Below are 20,913 nucleotides of genomic sequence, written 5' to 3' on the forward strand. Positions count from 1 at the left end.
AGGAGTTTAATTTGATTTGTTAATTTTTCTCAATTGTTTATAGTTGTTGGTTGTTTCGGTTTGTCGGATGCACCCCATAGGGCTGCTCCTGGTATAGACAGCGCTTGCTGATGGATGTCCATGTCTGGTGATAGAATAGAAGGCCGCTTGAGCTCAGGCAGCACTTTGACATCGTAAATTTCGTCTACGGTCATTTGATATTTGAAACTACCCACTACGCTGCCGTAGGGCAAATACACAGCTACTACGCCAGCGAAAGAGCTCTCGGCTATAGGCAAGTCTTTGAATGCCCAGGAGTTGTGTCGGAGCTTGGATACACCGATGAACAAGTAATCGCCATGTCGACTCATGCCTCTGGCAAAGCCTCCGAGTTGGCAGATCACTTCGTGCGATCCTGTTTCAGGGTCTATTTTGATAAGTTCGCCCTGAGTAGAGTTGAGTACATATAGTTTGCCATCATATATTCGTGGAGAGTGTGGCATACCCAGTCCGTCTTTGATGATTTTGCCCGAGGGGTATTCCATCACGATACCTCCATTCATTTTGCCATCTCTCCAGCCTTGCATGCTATTCGTATTTCCTAAAGCGGTCACATATTTGATTTCGCCATTTTCTGAGGCCAATCCATTGAGGTGGCATCGGTCTTCAGAGGCTAGCTCAGTGATGAATGGTGGTTTCCAGATGGGTGTGAAACTGTATTGGTGGTCGATTTTGCAAACACAAGAAAACAAAGTGTTGATGCCTATGATGGCCAGACCATCTTCTCCAAACATCATGTCGTGCATGGCTACATAGCCCGTATTGTACCTGCTGCGGGGCACATATAGTCCGTCGTACACGTCAGGTTTTTTGGGGTAGCTTTTTGCTAGCCCACTGTTGTTTCGTAGCACGATTACTTCGTTTCGAGTCGCGATGGCGAGGCTGTCTTTGGCAGTAGCCATGCCCATAGGACTATTGAAGGTTCGCGGAAGCTGAATCAATTTGTCGCTTTCGATCGCACTGAGTACGATTACTTTGTTGGCTTGGTAGGTGCTAATGGCTAAGGAAATGCCGAGCTTGTGAAGCAATTCGGCAAACTGAGGTGAGTATTCGCAGTCGAATGGTTTTGGTGCGCTATTCATGAACTTTTTAAAAAGAGCAATACGCACAGGGGGAGAGGAATGTACTCCTTACCAGCTTGTATGCTTTTCGTTTTACTTGTGAAAAAAAATGCTGGTTGAAGGGAGGTTTTAATTCCGTTGTTTAAATCTCACTAAACCTGTAATTACAAACAAGTTCTTTTACGTAAAAAATATTTGATTAGGAGTAAGGAAGGAATTAGTTGAAATATTTCTAGTCTGTTGAGTAAGTTTCCTGCATGCACATATTTTATGTGGGAGTTATTCACCTAAGAAGCTTCAAAGTGAGACACTTTCTAAGGGGTCTCAATGTAGCTGTTTCGGAGTATCCGAAACAGCTACATTTACCCAAATCTGCCTTAGGAATATTTTTTAAGGTAGTGGGTCGCGTAGGTTAGATGCGTTTGTACTGGGGGATGGACTAAAAGTTGTGGGGATTTATAATATGATTCTATATTAGCACATGCAAGTGTATCCTATGAGCAGGCAACTACTTTGCAAATACAGATACAGAAAAATAGTATGAGTGCACTAAAAAATGAACAGGAGTATAAACGATTAGCAGGCTTATTATCTACAGACGAGTATAATTTGGAGGCTTTGCTGTCTTTTGCCCAGCTTGCGTTTTCGCTTCGAAGGCATGAAGCAGCTCAAAAAAAACTAATCAACTATCAGAATAAGTACCCTGAGCAGGGTGAAGTATTATTCGCATTGGGGGTGAATTTTAAACAAATCGGAGCGTTTAAAAAAGCCCTTGTTTACTTTCTGAAAGTCAGCCAGTCCAAGCCCAAGACGAAAGGATTGTGGATCAATTTGGCGGACTGTTATTATCACCTGAATGATTACGGGAAGGCCGAGCAAAGCTTGAAACAAGGCATGAAATGGTCGGAAAACCATCCCGTAGTTCTCAATAGGTTGGCCTTTTTGTATAAGCAAACAGGCAGACAAAAAGAAGCAATGGCTTTATACCAGCAGCTGACCAAAGTGGCTGAATTTGCTGCGGCTGCACACTTCCAATTGGCTACGCTGATGCAAGAACTCAATATGCCGAACCAGTCTATTGCGCACTACAAGCACCACCTCAAGATACGTCCCGATCATGCCGACGCTTATTATGGGTTGGGGATTGCATATGCCTTCATGCAGGATTTCGAAAGGGCGATCGCTTGCTATCAGCAAGCACTGAAGTGCTCGCCCGATCACCTACAATCCCAAATGGAAATCAGCAGTGCCAAAGCGACTATTTGTGATTGGGGGTCTTACGAGGCAGACCGTGCCGCTTTCGAACAAGCCTTGGTGCAGTTGTCGATGGCTGGAAATGTGAGTCTTACACGAGCGACTTTCGATATCAATTATTTCAACCTTTCTCCAGAGCTACATTTGGCTACAGCCAAAAAATGTGCTGAGCAAATCGAGCAGGGAGTATCACGGCATGTGGATAAGCATTTTCCACCTTTGGATCAGTTGATACGAGGGGAGAATGATAAGATAAAAGTGGGCTACTTGTCGCCAGATTTTCGAGAGCATGCGGTCGGGCGATTGCTATACGATGTGTATCGTCATCATGATAGGAGTAAGTTTGAAATATATGCCTACTCGATGATTGTGCCTGAGGAATCGGATGCAATCACTGAAGCCACTCAAAGTGGGTGCGACCATTTTGTGAATAGTCAAGGATGGTCGGCTTTTGAAATCGCGAAAAAAATTAGACAGGATGGTATTGATGTTTTAGTGGACCTGGTAGGGTACACCACCTATTGCAAGCCAGCAGTGAGCGCACTGAAGCCTGCACGGGTTCAGATGCATTATTTAGGAAATCCAGATACGATGGGTGCGAGTTTTGTGCCATATTTCCTAACGGATAGCACCTTGGTGCCCGACGAAGATCAAAAGTATTATACAGAACAACTGATGCGTTTAAAAAGCAGTTGGGTGGCTTCGCCGCTGCCTACCCAACTACCCATGATGACCCGAAAGGACTGCCATCTTCCAGAAGATGCTTTTGTGTATTGTAGTTTCAATTTCCCAAAAAAACTTAATCCTGAGACGTTTGATTTGTGGATGGAGATATTGCGCGAAGTGCCAAATAGTGTGCTGTGGATCTATACGCCCCTTCAGCTACAGAAAGACCATTTGACTCATGAGGCCAAATTACGCGGTATCGATCCCGCTAGGATTATTTTCGCAGGCAATGCGCCATATCTTGAATACCTCGCTCGATTGCCACTAGCAGATTTGTTTTTGGATTGTCTTCATTATGGAGCAGGGTCTACCGCAGCCAATGCCCTCATGATGGGGCTCCCGCTGTTGGCCTTGCCGGGCAAGACCTTTGTTTCGAGATTAGGATCTAGTGTGAACGTAGCTGCCGGCATGAATGCATGGAACTGTAGCGACAAAGCGGAGTATCTGGATAAAGCCAAGTATTGGGGAACACATCAGGATGAGTTGGCGCAAGCCAAGGCAGGGTGGTCAGAAAAAGTAAAACAATCTGCGCTTTGCGATATTCCTAGGTTTGTGTCTGATTTGGAGCGTGTCTATCTGCAACTTGTTAAAAGTTCTTAAAATTCGCAGGAAAAAATATTAAAGTCCGACTTTAAAAGAAGGTTTACCAAAAAGAAAATAAATTCGCAGCATGTACAGCTATCAGAGATTATTCGACTTCGCAAAACAGGTCTTCGTGTCCATGGGGCATACTGAAAAAATGGCCGATACGGCCGCCACCGTATTGGTAAGTGCAGATATGCGCGGGGTAGACTCGCACGGCATCGCCAGACTCAAAGGCTATGTACGTCTTTGGGAGGTGAATCGTATCAATCCGAAGCCGATTTTTCAAATAGAACATGAAACACCTTCTACTGCTGTGCTCAATGCGGATGAGTCTTTAGGTTTGATTTCTGGTCCAGAGGCCATGCGGATCGCCATGATCAAGGCTAAAAGTGTAGGTACTGGTTGGGTGTCGGTAAAAAACTCTAATCATTACGGTATCGCTGGGTACCATGCCATGATGGCGTTAGAAGAGGATATGATAGGTATTTCTATGACCAATGCTAGTCCGTTAGTAGCGCCTACTTTCTCCAAAGAAAGAATGCTAGGTACTAACCCGATTTCTGTAGCCATACCCGCGGGCAAGCAACCGCCGTTTGTAGCTGACATGGCAACTACCACCGCAGCCAATGGCAAGCTAGAAGTACTGCAAAGAAAACAAGAGGATGCGCCACTAGGCTGGGTGCAAGATCAAAATGGCATCCCTACTACCAATGCCAATGGCGTGAAAGAAGGTGGTGCCTTATTGCCACTAGGCGGAGATAGGGATCATGCCTCTCACAAAGGCTACATTCTGGGGTCTATTGTAGATATTTTTTCGGCAGTACTATCAGGGGCCAACTATGGGCCATGGGTGCCGCCGTTTGTTAGTTTTATAGATCCAGTATCAGATCCAGTAGGAGAAGGGTTGGGGCATTTCTTTGGTGCCATGCGAATTGATGCTTTTAGAAAGGCAGAGGATTTCAAAAATCACATGGATACTTGGATCGAAAGATTCAGAAATTCTACGCCTATAGATCCTAGTAATCCTGTGCAGATCCCAGGAGACTACGAACGAAACATGGAAGCTATCCGGTCTAAGGATGGTATACCTGTTTTAGATCCTGTAGTGAAGGACTTGAATGAACTAGCAGAAAAATTTAAGCTGAAATTTTAGAAGCCTATTCCGATATTCATACCGATGACCCACGGGCTATCATAGCGGCCATTGTCGCCACCATCTGAATAGAGTACATTGTATAGGGCATAGAAATTCAAAAAGCCCTTGCCGCCCATGGGCTGGGTAATGCCGCCGCCTAGCAAAAAAGTGTCGTAAGTAGCTCTGCTGTCTATTTGATCCAAGAAGAAGATCTCATATCTTGCCATCACAAAGAAGGGCTGATACACCACGTATTGGGTAAAGAAATTAACACCATAGTCGTTGAAAGACTGTTCTATAGGCCTTTTGTATTTGAAATATTGGTAGGTGATCCCTACGCCTGCATTCCATTTTTCGGTGATGCGATAGCCTACTTGCCCGCTCACATTTACCCAAACTTGGTTGTCACTGATGCCAAATCCACCAAGTCCGCCTCCTACGTATATTTTGTCTACCCAAGCGGGTCGATCGTTGCCAAGCGCATTATATTCTCGCTGTGCAAAGCTCTGCATCACAAATAAAAGGCAGAAAAGCGCAATAAGGGATAGTTTTTTAATCATCTGCTTAAAGTTATGTCAAATAGAATAGGTGTGTGGGTATTAGTCTTCTACTACAACGAATAAATCCTCTCCGTCTTTTTTCATGAAGTATTTTTCACGAGCAAATTCCTCTAAGAGATCCATGTCGTTGATGAGTGCTTCACGATCAGCATTCACTTCTTCTATTTTCTGGAGATAGTATTGTTCTTGGTGCTCGAGTTCTTCTACTTTTTGGCTCAATTGGTATTGAGAATAAAAATCATTGGTGTCGAAAAATAGCATCCAAACCAAAAATGATAGACCTGAAAGGAAGTAGAAATTTTTGGTGATATGAAGTGATTTCTTAAACATGCTAAATGTTAGTCAGCTGTAAAGTAAAAAATGAATCTTTCAATTGCCAAATATAAGTGCTCTTATCGTGATTTTGTGCACTGGTTAATATTAAACACTATAAAATAACCTTCCCTTACTTTTAAAATGTCGTCGATTGACATATGCTATATTTTGTTTCGATAGAGAACTGTATTTGTCAAATGCCAAGTAGTTTTAAATAAATAGCAGTGAGGTGAAAATATTAAGTGTAGGTAGATATAGAGGAATTATATTCTTTTTTAAACTTGATATGAATCCGAATTCAAAATATCCTGCAACCGACTGTGTAAGTATTCTACCATTGGTAGTTTCATTTTGAAAAATTATTTAAATGTCGGCTCGAATACATTCAATCTCATTATTCTTGCGACGTTTTCAAACATTAACTCAATCACATCAAATCCATGAAATTCAATACTATTGGATTTTTACTAGCTTTCTTTTTTTCTCCCTTCTTTCTTTTTGGACAAGAATCAATACGGCTCGATCGATCGTATCAAGGTTTGTCGCTAGCTAGTGCGTTGGATTCGATCCAAAAGCAAAACAAAGTGAGGATATTCTATCAGCCCAAATGGGTTGAAGGACAAAAAGTGACCCAAAATACGCAAGGGGTCATGCTGGTAGATTTTCTAAACCAAAGTGTGCAGGCTAGTGGGCTCAAAGCAGTAACTTATCACGGTACGATCGTGTTTGTAGCCAATAATCCAGAACTTTATCAAATCGAAAACAGTGCAGATGATGACTTGGTGGTGATTGGAGATCAAAACGCTAAACTCAATGAGATTGTATCGGTAAAGGGATATATCAGTGACGGGACGAATGACGAGCCCCTGATCGGTGCTAGGGTATACATCACCTCGTTAAACATAGGGACGGTGACAGACTTTAATGGCAACTATGATTTGAGAGTTCCGGTAGGGAAGTACACTATCGAGTACAGCTCTATTAGTTATGAAAACAAACCGATTGATGTAATAATAAAATCAGCAGGTAAGCTAGATGTAGCCTTGTTTTCGGGGTCTTTGCAGCTCGATGAGCTTGTGATCACAGCCGATGGTCAAGATGCTAATGTACAGCAAAGAGTGTCTGGTTTGGAAAATATGGACATCAAAACGATCAAACAGCTCCCCACCTTTATGGGTGAAGTAGACCCAGTGAAAAGTTTGACGACGATGCCGGGTATTTCTACTACAGGAGAGTTGTCCTCTGGGTTTAATGTACGAGGCGGTGAGACAGGACAAAATTTGATTTTGCAAGACGGAGCGGTGATTTACAACCCCACTCACCTGTTTGGTTTTTATAGTGCTTTCAACTCTGATATGGTAAATGAAGTCAATCTTTACAAAGGCGGAGGGCCAGCCAATTTTGGGGGACGAATTTCTTCGGTATTGGATATTAAACTACGACATGGAGACGATGAAGAATATAAGGTTTCGGGTGGTGTAGGTTTGGTGTCTAGTAGACTGACGGCTGAGGGGCCAATTCTTAAAAATAAAGCATCATTTATCGTCGGAGGACGTACTTCCTATACCAATTGGTTGTTGCATTCATTGAAAAATATTGAGTTGAATAGTAGTTCAGCTGCTTTTTATGATACCAATGTCAAATTGCTCTACCGCATAGGTGATAAGGATTATTTAACAGGATCTTTTTACCTCAGTCATGACGATTTTAATTTGGCGGGAGATGCTCAGTACGACTGGGGAACTACCAATTTTAGTTTAGAATGGAGTCATGTTTTTGGTGCCAAGTGGATGTCCAGTTTAGTGCTTGCTACGAGCAACTATGAGGTGAAATCAGAAAACACAGAGAATGAATTAGAGGCCTTTAGTTTTAGAAATGGTATTCGGAATGTTGTGGGTAAATATGAAATACTTTATAAAATGCATCCGAAAAATACCATTAGTGCGGGAATAGAGTATAACCATCATCAAATAGAACCAGGTGTGCTAAAACCATTCGTTGGCAATACTTCGATCGACCCTGTAGATGTGAGTGATCAGCAGGCGCACGAAGTGGCTATATATATTCAAGACGATTGGGATCTGGGTGCCAGATTGGCTTTGTCGGCAGGGTTGAGAGCATCAGGCTTTTGGCGTGTAGGAGAGGGTGAAATATATGATTTTGAAAGTGGAGAGCAAGTGAATAGAGTACCGAGCTCTATTGATTCTGTTTTTTACGGCAAGGGAGATTTGATATCGAGTTTTAGCGGACTGGAACCAAGATTGTCTATGCGATACTTGTTGACTACGAGTGCTTCGCTCAAGATGAGTTACTATCGTACATTTCAATATCTACATATGATTTCCAACACGGTGTCGGCAACCCCACAAGACTATTACATAACGAGCGGCCCCAATTTGGATCCTCAATATGCTGATCAGTATTCCCTAGGTCTATTCAAAAACTATAGAAATAATCTTTATCAAATATCTGGAGAGGTGTTTTATAAGAAAATGTATAACACCGTCGACTTTATAGAAGGGGCAGAGCTATTGGCCAACGAAGAATTGGATGGCAGTTTGGTGCAAGGAGATGGCAAGGCTTACGGTGTGGAAGTGCAGCTAAAGAAGAACTCAGGCAAACTGAGTGGATGGGTGTCCTATACCTATTCTAGGAGTTTGAAGCGATTCGAAGGTGATTACGATTACGAAACAATTAATAATGGGGATTACTACGGCTCTAACAATGATAAACCACATGATTTGTCAATGGTACTGAGCTACAAGTTAGGTGCTCGGTGGGTTTTGTCTGCCAATTTTAGTTATAGTACAGGCAGGCCTATTACAGTGCCAGTATCTAATTTTAGATTTGATAAGACGCCATCAGTGCTGACTTACTCGGAGCGAAATGCTTATCGTATTCCAGACTATCATAGATTGGATTTATCATTGACATTACTGCCTACCCTTAAAAAGAGCAGTTTGTTGAGTGGAGAATGGATTTTCTCCATTTATAATGTGTACGGTCGAAAGAATGCCTATTCGATCTATTTCACACAATGGGGTGGAGCCAAAAAAATGTCAATCCTTGGGTCTGTTTTTCCTTCTGTTACCTACAATTTTAGTATTTCCAAATGAAATTGATATACCACTTTTCGCTAATTGTATTAATGCTCACGTTTTCGTGTGTGGAGAGATATGAGTTTCCGATTACGGATGATGGAAGAACAGGGCTTGTCGTAGAGGGATTTGTGTCAGACTTATCTTATAGCGATATTCAGTCGATGCCGTTAGATCAAAGGTATTTTACGATTACGCTCAGGGAATCTAATGCCATATCTAGTCAGAGTATAAAGCCAGTAACGGGTGCACATGTAGAACTTGTAAGTGATGCCAATGAGTTTTGGGATTATGCCGAATCAGGAGACGGAATCTATACGCTGTATTATGATGATTTGAAAATAGATCCTAATAAAAAGTATAAGGTATCTATTACGCTATCTGATGGAAATAGCTTCGAGTCATCTTTTGAGTCTGCTCCGGCCGTTTCGCCCGTCGGGAAAACGGCAATGATTGAGACATTTGAGACTGTCTACGAGACGCAGGGTGGTGAAACTGTTATTACTACCGAAGAGGCGATTCAGATCAATTTGGATTTGCCAGTAGTACAACCAGCCACTGAAACTTTATATGCTAAGTGGGATTTTCTCACTACTTTCGGCGTAAGGGCACGATTCGTTGACAGCCCTAATGATATTAGATATAAGTGTTGGGCGACCTCTATTTATGAAAATCCCGGTTTTTTGATGTACCAAGGAAAAGGAGGCGGTGTTTCAAAGATGTTTACGGTATTGCTAACCAATGAGGAGTTGCACGATGGGTATTCCACATTGATTCGACAGCAGTCAATGAATAAAGAAGGTTTTCTGTATTGGTCGGATATTCAAAAACAAACAGAGCAAGCAGATTTGTTTGCTCCACCACCTTACAATCTAATTAGTAATATAACAGCAGTCAATTCTGACACACCTGTATTTGGTTATTTTGGCGTGGTACGAGAGCAATATTACCGATGGAATTTTATGAAGTCTGATTTGTCAAAACCCTTCCCTTATCCAGAAGCATTAACTAGATCTTGTGAATTGGCATTTGAGCCATCGCGTGTTTGCTTTGATTGTAGGGAATTTAGTGGGTTGGGTATTACCAACAATCCAAACCAACCTTGGTGGTGGTCAGCTAATTAAACAATTATGAGAAACGTAAAATTGAAAAGGTTTACCGTTGCCAGTTTAGTTTGTTTGTTGGCACTCAACTGTTTTGCCCAAGATCATTTATTTCTTAAGACCAACAAAACCATCTACGTAGTAGGGGAGCAGGTGCATTTTGACTTTAGTCGAATGAATGACCTGGGACAGGTGGTGGAGAAGGACGAAGAAACCCTAGTGTCGGTGGATTTGGTGGCGCCTGATGGAAGAATCGTGCAGACCAAGAGCATCTTGCCTTTTGAAGATAGTCGATACTTTTTTTCGCTAGGAGACACGTTGCTTACGGGTATTTATAGGGTAGTAGCCAATGGCGTGGAGACTACGCAAGCGGTTAGTAATATCCACGTACTAGAACTGGAGCTGCAAGAAAAACCAGAACAGCAGATTACAAGTATTGAGGCTTATATACGAGGAGGTATATTGACGAGTAGTCAGTACAATTTTGTGGCCTTGAGGGTCATGGATCAAAACGGTGCAGGTATGGCAACGAAAGGCACGCTAGTCAATGCGCAGGATTCGTTGGTACAATATATCGATACGGATCTCAATGGTATTGCCTCGGTTGCTTTCATGGCTATAGATAGTGTGTATAAGGTGCGATTTGGAGCGAAAACCTACTCGCTTCATGCCAAAGAACGAACATGGCAGGTAGAGATGAGCCAGTCGGCTACAGAGGTGGAATGTAAACTTACGAACCTATTAGGTCAAGCAGATACTGTAACCTGGCAATGGGATGATGAACCTGCCTCTTTCGTATATTTGAGTGCTACCACAGATACTGTTTTCCGCTGGACTAAGCAGGATCTCAGTTTTGGATTGCATCGCGCAGTTCTAGGAGTAGGAGCGGAGCGAAGTGTATATCCTTTGATGGTGAGACCAGATACTTCTCTTCAATTGGGTTTGAAATCCATGAAATTACAGCATAATGTACAGCACGAATTTACCATCGATGGTATGAACGATCAAATCGATTATGTAGAGGTATCGATACTTGATGAGGCATCGGCTCAGAAATCAGACTTTTACGAATCGTTTTATTTTGATCAGTTGGGGCTGGATTTGCAATGGGTGGAGAATAGAGATTTTGATGCTTATTTGGAGGTCTTTCATCAGCAGCTTAGTCGAGTGGTGAACGTAGACAGACTGTCTACCGAAACCATTGGGGGTGCCTATAGTTACCAATCCAATTTTCCGTTCGATGAGGTGTCTATGCTCAACCTACAAACGATGAAAACCTTCGATATTCGCAACGAGTACATTCATGGGCTTCATGATTTTGAACAAACCATGAGTAGCCGATCACAGGTATTTCCTTATCATTTTACTACCTACCTACAGCCATTAGAACCAGTAAATCTCAAAGAAAAAGTAAACTACACTTACCCAGTATTGAAAACAGTCATGCAGGTGGGAGCACGTGAGCAACAAATTGTTCAGGCCTATGACATGCAGCGAAACATTATGCTGTCTTATCAAGAAAGTGAAACAGAATCAGCAGAATTGCCAGCAGCTGATTATGTATATGACCTGACCGATTACGAAGTCCCTAACACCATGGAAGAATTGATCAATTATATTATAAAGTATGTTTCGGTAGTCAAAAACAAAGAAGGGAAAAAAGACTTGTCTATGTTTAGGCATATGTCATCTTACAAATATCGTGGTATTCCGCTCATTTTCTTAAATAATCTACCTACTTACGATTTGCAAACGATTCTCAATCTGAATGCTAAGGATTTTGCTAAGGTAGAGGTCAGAAATTCCTATCAGGCCAATGCCCATCTAGGCAACTTTAGCTTGAATGGCTCGGTCTCTTTTTATTTGAAGGATGGCGTAGACAACCCCTTAGAGGATGCCTATAAGGATTTGCCTGTGTTGACTCCCTGTGAGAACTTTCATAAGAAAGCATCAGATAGTGAGTTTGCTCCCGATTTCCGTCATCAATTGTTTTGGAATCCAAAATTGGTTAATAAAAACCAATCCTTTTGGGTGGATCTAAAAACTTCGGATTTGAGCACGACATACAAAGTGTTGGTTACAGCTTATATGAAAGACGGCACGGTGATTCAAGATAGCTCATCTCTTTTAGTGGAATGAGCTAAGCGTCATTTGCGCTTACCAATCTGGCTTGTCACTGTCTTTACGTTTCGTTGGTTTTCTGCGATTTTGTTGGATGTATTGAATCTCGCTGTTTTTGAGTGCTTCTAGTATCATTTTAGCTTTCTCCTCAGAAATATTCATTTCTTGCATTTGATCCGAAGGGCTAGGAGGCTGTTGTTGCTGGTCTTCGTTTTGTTCGCCTTCTTCACCTTCCTGAGGCTGCGGTTGTTCTTCTTCTTGCTGCTCGCCGTCTTGTTGTTCGCCATCCTGCTGCTGCTCGTCTTGGCTTTCTTGATCTTGATTCTCTTGGTTTTGTTGATCCTCAGACTCTTGCTGCTCTTCGTTTTGATCTTGGTTCTCCTGGTCTTTATTTTGATCACCTTGTTGCTGATCCTCGTTTTCTTTTTTGTTCTCCTTATTTTCCTCGTCTTCGTTTTCTTGATCTTGATCTTGATTTTGGTCTTGATCCTGATTTTGCTCTTGTTGTTCTTTGAGTTTCTTTTTTACTAGTTCATAGTTGTAGCGAGCATCCTGATTGGAGGGGTCATTTTTTATAGATTCTTTGAAAAAAGCCATGGCTTTTTCTAGGGTCTTGGGGTCGTTGGAGAGCGTGCCGAGTTGCTGATAAGCTACAGATTTCAACGCCTTGTCGTTAGACAGGGTGAGCTTTTGGTACTGGGCTTGCGCCAAATCCTTTTGACCTAATTTATAATAGGCGTGTCCCAGGTTCATCGAGACTTGTTCGTCTTCGATGTGTAGTGTATCTATAAGGTAGGAATAGTTGGTAACAGCTTCATCGTACTGTCCCGCTTTGAAGGCCACTTCAGCTTTTTTCTTCAGCTGATTGATTTTCGATATGTCATTGGCCGAAGCGCTAAAACAAACCGCAAAAAAAAGGATGAGGGTAAGCCTAATCATATGTTTACTGTTCTTACTTTAATAACGGCATCTAAGCACACAAGCAACAATGCCAGTGCGAGGAAATAATAGTACTTGTTGGCAGATACGTCCATGGTCTTGCTGTCGCGCAATTCACCTTCGATGTCACCTATTGTGTTGATCAATTTTTCTACGTCGTTTTGCGTAGCATTGATTTCAAAATATTTGCCGCTGGTGGCAGTGGCTATTTTTTTGAGAGAGACGGGGTTTAGTCTAGAAATTACATCTTGTCCACTTTGGTCTTTTTTGAATCCTCGTTGGGTCATTATTTTGCTTCCTTGAGCGGTGCCAATACCGAGTGTGAATAGTTTGATGCCTTCATCTTCTATGGTTTTGGCTATGCTAGCCGTGTTTTCGCCGAAGTCTTCACCGTCGCTGATCAGGATAATGATCTTTGACTTTTGACGGGTCACGGTTTCCCCATCGTCTGCTATTTTGCCTAGTGCCATTTTGAGTGGTGGGCCAAAGTCCGTCCCCGTGTTGGGTACTAGGTTGGTGTTTAGCGTTTCGATGAATAAATTGAGTGCACTTTTGTCGTAAGTGAGGGGGCATTGGATATAAGCTTCATTCGAAAACATAATTAAGCCAATGCGATCCGAAGAGAAAGCTTCTACGATTTGTTTCAGCTCAAATTTAATTTTTTCTAATCGAGTAGGGGGAATGTCGAAAGCATTCATGGATTCGGATAAATCTACAGCTATGAAAATATCTTTGCCGATCGATTTGATTTCTTTGGTGGACTCGCCAAAAGAAGGGCCGAGTAGAGCGAGAATGATCAATGAAAAGTAGGCTGTTCGGAGAGCTATTTTATAAAATACCCGTCGATAACCCGTGCCTAGTGCGCGTGCTGCCCGAATTGTTCTAAATAGATATAGAACATAGAATACACCGAATAAAAGAATAAAGAATAATTCTAAGCTGCCGACCTCACCGCTCCAGACCATAAAAAAATAGTGTTTACAAATCAAACAAATATAGACATCCTCTAACCAAGCCAAAAGCTGAGCTTGGGCATTTAACATTTTTTAGCATTTGTTGTATTTAGGTGGGTCATTACTATTTTTTTCGTTTAGTCATATTAGCACAGAACTTATTTAAGTTATACGATCGATTTGGTAATCTTTTAGTGAAATAAACCTAACCGATGCTTAACATCGTGAGGGTATTTTCGTGTCGGATTCCAAATAGACAGACAAACCCGCTGTCTGAAAGTATTGGGACAGAAGAAATTTCACAGATTTAAAATTTTTGGGTTAGTAAAGGATCACGCTTGTTCGTGGTCTTTTTCTTTTATTTTTTTAACCATTACTATGAAAAAAGAAATTGTTTACCTCAGTATTTTCGCCTTGCTACTCACCTTGGGCTGTTTTACAAATAAGGGTAATATAGAAATCAATGAGACCAAGGTATCGTCAGTATCGGATGTAGAAGTACTCGACGGTGCACTTAACTGGTACGTGATAGGAGATTTTGGTAGAAATGGCTACGATGGACAGCAAGAATTAGCGGATCAGATGCAAGTCATGACTAAGGTGATCGAACCAGAATTTATTATAACTACAGGCGACAATTTTTACCCTGATGGAGTAGCCAGTACACAAGATCCGTATTGGATTTCGTCTTTCGAAAATGTCTATAGTGGGTTTGGTTTGTTTGTGCCGTGGTATGCAATCCTAGGCAATCACGATTATAGGGGCAACTATCAGGCAGAAATCGATTACACAAATGTGAGCCAAAGGTGGAATATGCCTGCTCAGTACTATGTAAAGGAAAAATCAGAAGATGACGTAACGGTCAAGTTGGTGTTTATAGATACCAATCCGTATGAAGATGGCTACTATACGCAGGAAAAATACAAAGCCATATGGGGGCAAGACAGTACCAAACAGTTGCATTGGATGGACAGCGTATTGGCAGACAATACGGCCGACTGGAAGATAGTGGTAGGGCATCATCCGCTGTATTCAGGAGGAAAGCGACTCAACGATACACAAAACGTAAGAGGACATTTGGAAAAAGTACTGAAGAAACATGAAGTAGATGTGTATTTTGCTGGCCACGAGCATGATTTGCAACACATTCAAAACCCATCATACAAAACACACCATATTATTTCTGGTGCGGGATCTGAAGTGAGACCTACTGCCAAGATGGAGTATTCATTATTTGCAGCGTCTATTCAAGGGTTTGTGGCTGCATCAGCTACCAGAGAGCAGCTGCTATTGCAGTTCATTTCTTATGAAGGAGAAGTGATTTACAGGTATAATATCAAAAAGCAAGTAAAATAAGAGCGACTGGCTTTTAAAGCTATCTCGTCAGCCTTTTTATATTTTAGTCAAATCTATAAAAAGAAGACCTTCAGGAGCTTTGCCCATTCTAGCCGATCTTTTTACCTGTTTTTTGGTTCGCTTCTGAATGTAGTTCATGCCTTTGTAGCTATTGTAATAGCTTTTGAAATTGAGCTTGTCTTGTACCATCCATTGTTCATAGCTGGACAGTTGGTCTCTAAATTCTGCATTTTCTAAGTTGAGGCTACTAGGTCCATCGATATTGTATTCACGAAGGATGGCTAGTACATAGATGAGCTTTTGCTGTAGGAGAAAAATCTGACTGCGTAACGAACCATATTTGTTCAAATCATTGAAACCAAAGGCATTGGCACCACCAGCAATCGCCGCCATAATACCAATATACGGCACGGCTTGTTTGGCGGCAGTTCCGTCAGGAAATACGTTACCTGCAGCGGTATAGCCCGCAAAAAGCATAGTCATCACAGATAGACCTTTTTTGAGGTTTTTCACACGAGTTTCTCTACGCTCTAGGTCTATGTGCATTTCGCTCAGGTTGTCTATCAAGAAGATGGCCTCATCTCGGTAGTCCAAATAACTTTGATATGTGATCTCTGTATTTTCTCTGTGGTGTACCGTAAGGGTAAAAGCTCGCTGGTCGATAGAACCGTCGGGGTCTTCTGCAACCATTAGCATATCAAATTTCTTTGGTTTTAGCTCGATGCCAATGATGTTGTAATCGGGTGTCCAGTCTAGTTCTACGGCATCATTTCTTTCTTTCCATGTCATACCCTGAGGGGCACCTATGATTTCAAATTTGAGATCGGAAAAATCGTCATTGACATCCTGAATGAAGATCGTTCGATGAAAAGGAAGCCCCTCATAGACGTCTTCATTTTGGAGATTGAGTATGCGTGGAGGTTCGTTTTTAATGCTTCTTTTAATTAAAAAAGTCTTGGTGATTGTGATGGGATCATCTGTGCCTACTTCGCTTACCTCTAGCTCTACTTTGAGTGGAAACTGCTTCTTGAGTTTGTCTATCTGGTATTGGTTTAGCTTCCAATAGAACTTGCCATTGCTCATCTTTGGGTTGCCCTCAGAGGTGGGGATATTCATATTGAAATGCAAGGAGTCCTGATCTGGATCTATTACTGTTAAGTCTACTTCGAGAGCCTCGTTGGCATGCATGAGGTACTCGTCCAGTACGGGAAATTTGAAATAAGGAGGTTCATTTTTTCTGGTGATAATAAATAGAAAAACTTGCTGTGAGTTTTGTCCTTGGGTGTCGTGGGCATTTACTGTAAGGCTGAAATACTTTTGCTTTAGATGGATTTCGAGTGGTGTCCATTTGAAAGTGAGCTGATTGTGTATGATTTCTACCTTGCCATTTCCAATATGGTATTCGCCTTCATTGTCATTAAAAAAGTGATCTAAAATGACTTTAGAGGAATCTTGTGAGGCATATCCTAATACGGAGAGTTCTATGGTTTGTCCTGGGTGTAGCTCATAAAACCCATTTTTCAATTCTTGATTTGAATGAATGAAAAACTTAGGGGGATCGTAGTCTGGAATTATTTTTATAAAGACAGATTCAATGTCGATCAGTTTGGTGCTGTCTATTAAGAAAAATTCGACGGTAATTTTAGAGTCTTCGGAGGTAGCAGGGATGAGCCATTTGAAAATGCCTTCATCTGAGAGTTCGGCATTTTTTGGTGCATTTTTCATTACGATGCTCCCTTGGCCAGTTTGTTCTATTTTTATTTCTACTTGCTCTCCTACTTTGGCTTCAATGAATTTTTGGCTAATCCTGAGTGAGGGAGAATCTTGTGCCGAGAGTGTCTGAAATAGAAATAGGAGAAGGTTGAGAAGGGCTAACTTTTTTGTCATTCTTTCCTGGCTATTGAAAATGCTAATTAATTTAACTCTTGGGCAGTACACAAATATAAGACCGTTTTTAAAACTAAAGCGAAAGGATTTGTAATCCTTAATGCAAGGGGCGTTTTCTAACGGAACAATAACAATTCAGAAATAGAGTGTGTTTAGGTGTTCATCCACCGCCAGAATCGTTGTAGCACATTGCCTGTTGGCTGCTCTTGTTTTTGCTTTTTCTTGGCGACCGATTTTTTCTTTTTTCTTTTTGGAGCTGGTGCAGTGGCTGTTATAGGTGCTGCTACTTTTTTATAGTGTTTTTCTTTGGCTTTTTTTCTGCGCTTTTCTTCTTGTTCCTGACGCTTTTTTTCTTCCCATTCTTTCTTCTTACGGGCTGCCTCTACAGGATTGTAGTCTTTGTTGTATTTTTTGCCTTTGTAGTTTTTAGGCTTGCGTTTACGATCTCTTTTTGGACCTGTAGTGGTTATTATTTCGTCTGGGTCGTAGGCTTTTGGCGTCTCCTTTTTAGGTTCTTCTTTTTCCTCTGAAGGAGTTTTTGGCTCTGGGAGTTCTATTTTCCCTTTCACCGTCAGTCCTTGTAGTTTTACCTTTGGGGGTTTGATGACTTTTACTGACGCATCGTGAGCAAGACGTTCCACATAGGACTCTATTTCAGGGTCTAAATCGGCAGTAACTTGTGACTCATATGGTTCTTTCTTTTCAGGAGTTGCTTCTTTAGCTTTCTCCGTGGGAATTTTTTCGGTTGTGTCTATTGGCGTGTTCACAGATTCAACAATCGGAGCAGAGGATTCCTCTGTTTCAAGTTCTTCGTCGAGCTCGTGAGGAAGGGCTATTTCAGCAAAAGATTCAGATATATCAGGGGTAGATTTTTTGGATAACGCTGGCTTTTCATGAGAATCGGTTGGCGCAGGCTCTACTTTAGCGTCAGAGGCTTCTACTTCTGGTTTTTTTGTTTCTGTTTGGTCTTCGACTTTTTCATAGAGAACATCTTCTAATACTGCTGTCGATGGTTTTTCTGCTATGAATTTTTCGCTGGGTGTTTCTACAGATACTGGAGGTAGCTCTGCTTTGAAATGAGCGAGTACCAGTTCGATTTGCTCTTCGGTCAGTTTGGTGTTGGTTCCGCTTGATAGGTCGATGGCTTGTGCCTCCAAAAAGGCAGTCAGCTTGGATGGGGTAATGCTAATTTTTCTTGCTAAAGTTCCGAGCCTCATTCTAATTTCATTCTTAAATAATTATGCAAATATAAGTGTCGCAGGATATTCTGTAATATGATATGTAGTAAACCGCACTTTTTCTACAAGACTTACGACTAAAACTCCGTCATGTTTATATCTTGACATTTAAAATAGTTCCAATTTAACACTTTTAAAAAATACAAAATGATCAGAGTAAAGAAATTCGGTGTATTGCAAACGGCTAAAGTTGTCGCGATGATATATGTGATTGTTTCATTGGTAATCATCATGCCATTTGCCATGATAGCTTCCATGTTTTCAGATGAGTTTTTCCCTGAGTTTGCGGACTTTGGCGCAGCGGCCATGTTGATGATTCCCGTTATGTATGGAGTGATGGGTTTTATATTTACGGCTATTGGCTGTGTGGTTTATAATCTGATTGCAGGTTTTACTGGTGGTATCGAGATTGAAATGGAAACCGCTGAAAAATAAATGTTAGCGATGAAAATCAGTCAATTTGATCGAGATCAAAAAGGTTATTTTAAAGCCAGTGATGGCGAGCAGCGAGGAGGTCTAATGACTTATACTTGGGCGGGGGATGATCGAGTCATTATTGATCATACAGAAGTGAATTCAGCCTTCAAAGGGCGGGGAGTAGGCAAACAGATGGTGCTCGCCGCTGTCGAATTTGCCCGAGCAAAGGGAATTAGTATTGTGCCTCTTTGCCCTTTCGCAAAGGCTATCTTTGATAAGAACGAAGACATAAGGGATGTGCTGTGATGCACTCCCTTTATCAAATCATTGTAGTGAGTGGACGTGAATTTTTAATATTTCGTATAACGATCTTTTTTAGAGTCATAAATTTCTGAAACGGTAATGAGAATTCCCGTTTCTTCCACACTGCCAAAGTCTGGGTTTTTCGCAGCACCAAATGCCTTCATTGTAGGAGAGAGAGACATGTAGTTTTTGATTAACGGAGGTACTCGCTCGCCTCTTTCTTTACAGAAGGAGTTGAGGGCATTCATTCCTTCCTTAAAATTCTTGTCCTTGAGGAGCGTTTTCAATGCTGTAATGTCTGACACGTATGGTAGAGGAGCTTTGGGCGTGACTAATTTTTCTTTGTCAGCAAAAAACAAATCCATGAAGTACAACACCGCATCGCGAGCCTCTAGATTGTAGTTGGGGTACATGGTTACCTTCCCGAAAAAATGCTTCATGCCTGGGTGAGTCACATAGATTGCCCCAAGTCCGTCCCAGAGGTTGTCAAGCGCAAATATTCCCTTTCTGGGGTCTATATGCGGCTGATACTTGGGCTGTATCCATGATCTACCTAGCTCTAAGGTGTGTGGGAGGTAGTTGTTTACAAACTGGTCTGAAAAATCGAAATAATGTGCTGTAGAGAGCTCTATGTGTTTGGGATCGGATAGATCCAATTGGCTACAGTCTATAAATCGGTAGCCACCTACGATTTCCTCATCTTCGGGAGAGTATACGAGTAGTTGCTGATAACATTTTTCATTAATGTCAAATTCGTCGATGTCTACTTCTTTGCCAGTACCTCCTCCAGCGCTGGCAAATGAAATTTCGCGTAAGCGCCCGATTTCACGCATGGTATGTGGCGAGTTGTGGGCATTGATGAAATAAATCTTGTTGCCACCCTTTTTTGTGTCGCGCACAAAACGCTCTGCATTCAGTTCGGACTTTAGGAGTTGCCTGTCCACGGGGTCGATGACGTAATCTATATTTTTATTCAAATCAAAACGGTTTCTGCTATTGTAGCTTATATACTTTTTCTTTTACCCAATCTGCCCACGCCTGATCCGTTTTAGTACGGTCAAAAACTTCAGCAGGAATCGGTTTTCCAAAGACAATTTTAAAAGTACTATTCTTTTGTTTCATCATCTCATCAACTAAATAAAACATTTCCACATTTGCCTTTATTCCTATTGATTTACGAAAGTTAGACAAGTTGTAGAAGAAATCAGATAGCTGAGAGCCTCCAGTATATACGGGTATCACCTGACTGCCAAATCGCTTGGCTCGGGAGATGAAAGTTTTTTTCCATTCGAGGTCTTTTACTACGCCTTTGTTTCTTCTGCTTACCAACCCCGCAGGGTAGATAAATACGGCACGTGCTGAGCCAAACAGTTCGTTTATTTGCTTCACGGCACCTGAAGGAGTAGTGCCGTGTTTGTTGACGCCCACAAAGAGCTGTTTGAGGTTGGTCATATTTAACAAAATGTCGTTGACTAAAAATTTGACGTCTGGACGAATAGGATAAACGGCTGTTAGGTGAGCCATGGCTTCGATGCCCCCAAAGGGGTGATTGCCTGCGAATACAACCCCACCATTCTTAGGGATGTTTTCCAAGCCTTGAATCTCTACTTTTATATTGAAGCGATCTAGTACTGCTTTCGCAAAATCAACGCCGTACAGATCAGCAAAATCACTGATGCCTTGGTTCATTTCTTCTTGATGTACGATACGTTTGATGTAGCGAATAATAAATCTAGGCATCCACTTTAGGAGTGTTGGGTTCTTGTCGTGGATGATTTTTTCTATATCTATTAATTTGTCACGCATGCTGTATTCTCAAAGAA

17 protein-coding genes are annotated in these 20,913 nt (G+C 41.7%); 8 read left to right on the forward strand and 9 right to left on the reverse strand.

Features of this window, described 5'->3' with window-relative positions; genetic code table 11:
* Positions 1-29: 29 nt before the first annotated feature.
* The gene (locus N7E81_RS11165) at positions 30-1,121 is read right to left on the reverse strand and encodes a TIGR03032 family protein (protein WP_263049672.1); all 1,092 of its coding nucleotides are present in this window, start codon (positions 1,119-1,121) and stop codon (positions 30-32) included.
* A 519-nt stretch (positions 1,122-1,640) separates the two neighbouring features.
* On the opposite strand from N7E81_RS11165, the gene N7E81_RS11170 reads away from it, so the two are divergent.
* Both N7E81_RS11170 and N7E81_RS11175 read left to right on the forward strand, forming a co-directional pair.
* Positions 1,641-3,680, forward strand: coding sequence for a tetratricopeptide repeat protein (locus N7E81_RS11170; RefSeq protein ID WP_263049673.1), 2,040 nt, complete (start codon positions 1,641-1,643; stop codon positions 3,678-3,680).
* Positions 3,681-3,750: 70 nt separating this feature from the next.
* On the forward strand, positions 3,751-4,818 hold the full coding sequence (locus N7E81_RS11175; protein WP_263049674.1) for an Ldh family oxidoreductase: 1,068 nt from the start codon (positions 3,751-3,753) through the stop codon (positions 4,816-4,818).
* Here the strand turns inward: N7E81_RS11175 and N7E81_RS11180 are convergent.
* Together N7E81_RS11180 and N7E81_RS11185 are read right to left on the reverse strand one after the other, a co-directional pair.
* Complete coding sequence (locus N7E81_RS11180) at positions 4,815-5,360, reverse strand: hypothetical protein (protein WP_263049675.1); 546 nt, start codon at positions 5,358-5,360, stop codon at positions 4,815-4,817. The two genes, N7E81_RS11175 and N7E81_RS11180, sit on opposite strands and share 4 nt — an antisense overlap.
* 39 nt (positions 5,361-5,399) lie before the next feature.
* Complete coding sequence (locus N7E81_RS11185; RefSeq protein ID WP_263049676.1) at positions 5,400-5,690, reverse strand: FtsB family cell division protein; 291 nt, start codon at positions 5,688-5,690, stop codon at positions 5,400-5,402.
* Between the two features lie 425 nt (positions 5,691-6,115).
* Here N7E81_RS11185 and N7E81_RS11190 point away from each other — a divergent pair, with 425 nt between their 5' ends.
* The 3 genes from N7E81_RS11190 to N7E81_RS11200 are packed head-to-tail and all read left to right on the forward strand — an operon-like array spanning position 6,116 to position 12,015.
* Complete coding sequence (locus N7E81_RS11190; RefSeq protein WP_263049677.1) at positions 6,116-8,791, forward strand: TonB-dependent receptor; 2,676 nt, start codon at positions 6,116-6,118, stop codon at positions 8,789-8,791.
* On the forward strand, positions 8,788-9,897 hold the full coding sequence (locus N7E81_RS11195; protein ID WP_263049678.1) for a DUF4249 domain-containing protein: 1,110 nt from the start codon (positions 8,788-8,790) through the stop codon (positions 9,895-9,897). Before N7E81_RS11190 ends, N7E81_RS11195 begins: the two co-directional genes overlap by 4 nt.
* Positions 9,898-9,903: 6 nt before the next feature.
* A complete protein-coding gene (locus tag N7E81_RS11200) occupies positions 9,904-12,015 on the forward strand; it encodes a hypothetical protein (protein ID WP_263049679.1) in 2,112 nt (703 codons plus the stop codon).
* Positions 12,016-12,033: 18 nt separating this feature from the next.
* On the opposite strand, the gene N7E81_RS11205 is transcribed toward N7E81_RS11200, so the two are convergent.
* Entirely contained in the window at positions 12,034-12,936 is a 903-nt protein-coding gene (locus N7E81_RS11205) for a hypothetical protein (RefSeq protein WP_263049680.1), read from the reverse strand.
* Positions 12,933-13,901, reverse strand: coding sequence for a vWA domain-containing protein (locus tag N7E81_RS11210; RefSeq protein ID WP_263049681.1), 969 nt, complete (start codon positions 13,899-13,901; stop codon positions 12,933-12,935). The genes N7E81_RS11205 and N7E81_RS11210 overlap by 4 nt, the downstream gene beginning before the upstream one ends.
* 366 nt (positions 13,902-14,267) lie before the next feature.
* Between N7E81_RS11210 and N7E81_RS11215 the strand changes: the two genes are divergently transcribed.
* A complete protein-coding gene (locus tag N7E81_RS11215) occupies positions 14,268-15,245 on the forward strand; it encodes a metallophosphoesterase (protein WP_263049682.1) in 978 nt (325 codons plus the stop codon).
* A gap of 36 nt (positions 15,246-15,281) precedes the next feature.
* Here the strand turns inward: N7E81_RS11215 and N7E81_RS11220 are convergent, their stop codons facing one another.
* Both N7E81_RS11220 and N7E81_RS11225 read right to left on the reverse strand, forming a co-directional pair.
* Entirely contained in the window at positions 15,282-17,132 is a 1,851-nt protein-coding gene (locus tag N7E81_RS11220; protein WP_263049683.1) for a hypothetical protein, read from the reverse strand.
* 152 nt (positions 17,133-17,284) lie between these two features.
* The gene (locus tag N7E81_RS11225) at positions 17,285-18,349 is read right to left on the reverse strand and encodes a hypothetical protein (RefSeq protein ID WP_263049684.1); all 1,065 of its coding nucleotides are present in this window, start codon (positions 18,347-18,349) and stop codon (positions 17,285-17,287) included.
* A gap of 168 nt (positions 18,350-18,517) precedes the next feature.
* Between N7E81_RS11225 and N7E81_RS11230 the strand changes: the two genes are divergently transcribed.
* Together N7E81_RS11230 and N7E81_RS11235 are read left to right on the forward strand one after the other, a co-directional pair.
* A complete protein-coding gene (locus N7E81_RS11230) occupies positions 18,518-18,805 on the forward strand; it encodes a hypothetical protein (RefSeq protein ID WP_263049685.1) in 288 nt (95 codons plus the stop codon).
* Positions 18,806-18,814: 9 nt separating this feature from the next.
* Positions 18,815-19,093 carry a GNAT family N-acetyltransferase gene (locus N7E81_RS11235; protein WP_263049686.1) on the forward strand — a complete coding sequence of 93 codons (279 nt, stop codon included), beginning with the start codon at positions 18,815-18,817 and terminating at the stop codon, positions 19,091-19,093.
* Positions 19,094-19,137: 44 nt separating this feature from the next.
* Here the strand turns inward: N7E81_RS11235 and N7E81_RS11240 are convergent, their stop codons facing one another.
* Complete coding sequence (locus N7E81_RS11240) at positions 19,138-20,067, reverse strand: GNAT family N-acetyltransferase (protein ID WP_317624038.1); 930 nt, start codon at positions 20,065-20,067, stop codon at positions 19,138-19,140.
* Positions 20,068-20,083: 16 nt separating this feature from the next.
* Positions 20,084-20,896 (reverse strand): 1-acyl-sn-glycerol-3-phosphate acyltransferase, encoded by an 813-nt coding sequence (locus N7E81_RS11245; protein ID WP_263049687.1) that lies wholly within the window; start codon positions 20,894-20,896, stop codon positions 20,084-20,086.
* Positions 20,897-20,913 lie beyond the last annotated feature (17 nt).

The sequence above is a fragment of the Reichenbachiella carrageenanivorans genome, assembly GCF_025639805.1.
Taxonomy (GTDB): Bacteria; Bacteroidota; Bacteroidia; order Cytophagales; family Cyclobacteriaceae; genus Reichenbachiella; species Reichenbachiella carrageenanivorans.